This window comes from uncultured Campylobacter sp. (assembly GCF_938039245.1).
Taxonomy (GTDB): Bacteria; Campylobacterota; Campylobacteria; order Campylobacterales; family Campylobacteraceae; genus Campylobacter_A.
In genome coordinates, this window is record NZ_CALHVN010000008.1 from 1 (window position 1) to 3,533 (window position 3,533).

Sequence of the window (3,533 nt, forward strand, 5' to 3'; positions counted from 1 at the left end):
TCACGAGTTTGTTTAGATTATACGCAAAGAGCCAAAAGAGCTTGTTTTGCAAAAATGATAGATAAATTTCCTCGCCGTTTTTGTAGATCTTTTCTTTGGCGAGATTTATGCTGGTTTGCGGGCCCAGGCGCACGAGCTTTTCGTCCTTTTCGTAGGTTAGAGCCACGAGCAGGCGGCAAAGCGCCGCGATATCGACGGGCTTTTTTAGAAACGACGCCGCGCCATGCTCGATACTTTTGATGAGGTTGTCGTCGGTGTCGTAGGAGGTAAAGACGATAAATTTTTGCGCCGGTTTGATGCGCAGTATCTCTTTTATCATCTTAAAGCCGTTCATCGCGGGCATGTGGATATCAGTGATGACGACGGCGGGAGCTAGTTTTTTAAATCGCTCCAGCCCCTCTAACCCGTCTGCCGCGCCCCAGACGCTTAGGCAGTAGGGCTTTAGTCCGCCTATTAGCAGCTCTCTTGCGATCTCGTCGTCTTCTACGATGAGGACGGTCAGGTCTTTAAGCAGCTTTAAGTGCTCTTGCATCTCACTCCTTTAAATTTATCTCAAAGCCGAGCTCAAACGTCGTCGGATCGCCCGCGCTTAGTAACTTGACGTCGCCTGCTAGCTTTTCGCTTGCGAGCTTTTTACCGAAATACAGCCCGATGCCGCTTCCTTGCTTTTTGGTGGTTTTTGGCTGGGTTAAAATTTTATCCCGAAGCTCCCTGCTAACGCCGCTGCCGTAGTCTGTGACGGATATTTTGCACATGCCGTTTTCAAATTTGACGTCCAAAAAAACTTGCCGCTTGGTGATCTCGTATTTGTATCGCTCCACGACCGCGTCCTTGGCGTTGTGTATGAGGATGAGTAAAATTTGCTGCACGATGCCCATGCGCTGCGTGGCCTCTTCGTCTTGAAACTCGCGCAAGCTTACCGTGACGTTTGCCTTGCTAAGCTCGGTGTGCATTAGCTTTAGTAGGTCTTTTATGCAGCGCTGCACGCTAAATTTTTGCGGGCTGTTGCTAGTTTTATAGAAATTTCTAAAAATTTCGATCGTATCACTCAAAAGCACGGTCGCAGCCTGCCCCTTTTGCAGCATACTCTCTAGCGTCGCGGCGTCTAGCTTGCCGTCTTTTTGCAGCATAAGCAAGCTTGAGATCATCAAATTTAGCGAATTTACGGGCTGTATAAACTGATGATTTATGCCGCTGATTAGCTCGCCCGCCTCGCTCATACGCGCTTTGTGCTTGAGCAGGGCCTCGTAGTCGTCTTGCAGGTTTTTGATTTTTGAGTACATAAAGGTATGGAGGAAATTTGCCACCAGCGCCAAAGCCGCAAACGCAAAAAGCAGGATGAGGGCGTTTTTTAGCACGGAGTTAAGCAGCGCGGCGAGCTCCTTTTCGTTATCGGTGCCTGCGCCGATGAACCAGTTTAGCGTGGGGATCTCGGCGACGGAGATGAAATTTGATCCGATATTTAGGCTCGTGATATCCTCGTCACGTAGAAAAAGCTCTTTAAATTTATCCTCGATCTGCTTTTTTAGCGACGTATCCTTCATCGGCGTTAAAATTTCGCCGCCATGAGTTACGATGAAGGCGTAGGAGTCCGGCGCGAGTTTAAATTTCTCCATATTTTTTAGTATGTTTTGCAGCTTTACCACGCCGCAAAACACCCCCGCAAACGAGCCGCCATCCAGCACGGGCACGCATAAATTTAGCGTCGGCTCGCCTAAGGTTTTATGGCGCTGCATAAAATTTACCGTAGGCGCTAGCGTGTTTTTGGTCTCTTCAAACCAAACAAGCCCCGTGCGAAGGCTCTTTGGCATCGCCTCGTCGTCGCCTAGCTCCTTGCCGTCCACGAAGATCTCTCCGTCCTCGCGCAAAAACTGCAAGGCGTCAAATTCCGCGGAGTTTTCTTTGAAAAGTCGTATGAAGTCGCCCAGCTTTTCGCCGTCTTGCGAGATACCCGCGTTTTCTATAAATTTAGCCGCGCGCACCAGCGAGCGCAGTCGCTCGTCTAGCCAAAACGAGAAATTTCCGACCATATTTTCGCTAGCAGCGATCTTGTTTTTATCCGCGAGCGCCACGATCTGCGCCTTGGCGTCCTCGTAGTTTTTCACGCCCAAAAGCACCACGAAAAGGCTTGCGAAAATGATGATGAAGTAGATTTTAAAATTATGCTCGCGTAAGGCTTTCATGCGGCGAGTATAGCAAAATCGGTCTAAATTTAGACCGATTTAAGCTTTTTTGAGGGTTAAAATTTTGCAAATAAACATCGCGGCAAGTACGACGAAGCAGACGCCAAAGCCAATCAGCGTGCAGTCTGCCATCGACATAAATTTGCTTGATGGGATCAGATACCAGCCGTCTTGATAAAGATCCACGAGATACTTCTGAAAGCCGTCTAGCGTGACGCCTTCGGGCACCAGCGGACTGTCGTAGCCGCAGTCGCCAGTAGGCAAGAACCAATCAGGCGCCCACCGCTCAAGCGGCAGGCCGAACGGATAGTGCGGCTCGGTCGAGCAGCCCTGTACGCCAAAGGGATCGTCTCCGTGCACGGCGTCGTGGATTTTGGCGAGCTTTACGCTATACATTATGCCCTGGATCGCGCCCCAAAAGGCTAGCAGGTAGCCCACGAGCGCGAGGAGCAAATTTTTAGGATTTATGATCGCGACCAGGCCTCCTAGCGCCATGCACAAAAATGCAAAGCGGATATAGACGCACTGCTCGCAAGGCGGCATATAGACGTAGTTTTGAAACAGCGAATGCGCGAGGATCACGAGCCCCACGCTCACCGCTACGAGGATCGCCCACGGCAGGCGGCTATCTGCGAATTTTGCTATTTTTTCCGCAAATTTCATGACGCGCCCTATTTTTTGAGCAGCTCTTCAATTAGCTGCGCCATGCCGTCGATGGAGCTGATAGACTTCGTCATGATGAGGTATTTGCCGTTTACGACAAAGGCCGGTACGCCCTGGATCTTGGCTACGTCGTAGCTCTCGTCCCATTTTTTAAGCAGTTCGGCGACTTTTGGGTCCTGCAGCTTTTTTTGATAGTCCGCTTCGCTGATACCCGCCGCGTCAAGCCCCGTCTTTAAAAACGCAGCCTCGTCCTTGCCGTCGCTCCAGCGCTGCTTTTGATCGTGATAGGCCTTGTAGTAGGCAAATTTAGCCTTTTTAAACAGCGAATTCTCATCCAGCAGGCTCACGCCCTTCTCCTCGTCCATCACGGCTAAGACGGCAAAAATTTTACTCGCCGCCTCGCCGTATTCGCCTTTGGTGTTTAGATGAAACGGCACGTATTTTAGCCCCGCGACCTTTTCTACGACCTTGGGCGTGACGGTTTTGTCGTATTTGTAGCAAAACGGGCATGTGTAGCTAAAGACCTTAACTAGCGTGTTTTGCTCCACAGGCAGTGGTTTTTGCAGCTTTACGTAGTCCTCGCCCTCGGTAAACGCGGCCGCGCTTATGGCGCCAAACATCGCTACGGCTAAAAAGCCTTTGCTAAATTTAGAAAGTAGATTCATGGAGTGCTCCTTAAAATGATTT

At 50.1% G+C, this 3,533-nt stretch carries 4 protein-coding genes; all 4 read right to left on the reverse strand.

Translation table 11 applies throughout. From position 1 onward, the window contains the following. Nucleotides 1-532 (reverse strand): response regulator (locus tag Q0218_RS01885; protein ID WP_297965730.1); only part of this gene is annotated, 532 nt, incomplete at its 3' end. Nucleotide 533: 1 nt separating this feature from the next. Further along, nucleotides 534-2,183 (reverse strand): sensor histidine kinase, encoded by a 1,650-nt coding sequence (locus tag Q0218_RS01890; protein WP_297965731.1) that lies wholly within the window; start codon nt 2,181-2,183, stop codon nt 534-536. 39 nt (nt 2,184-2,222) lie between these two features. After that, nucleotides 2,223-2,846 (reverse strand): protein-disulfide oxidoreductase DsbI, encoded by a 624-nt coding sequence (gene dsbI, locus Q0218_RS01895; RefSeq protein ID WP_297965732.1) that lies wholly within the window; start codon nt 2,844-2,846, stop codon nt 2,223-2,225. Between the two features lie 8 nt (nt 2,847-2,854). Next, a complete protein-coding gene (locus tag Q0218_RS01900) occupies nt 2,855-3,511 on the reverse strand; it encodes a thiol:disulfide interchange protein DsbA/DsbL (protein ID WP_297965733.1) in 657 nt (218 codons plus the stop codon). Nucleotides 3,512-3,533: the final 22 nt, after the last annotated feature.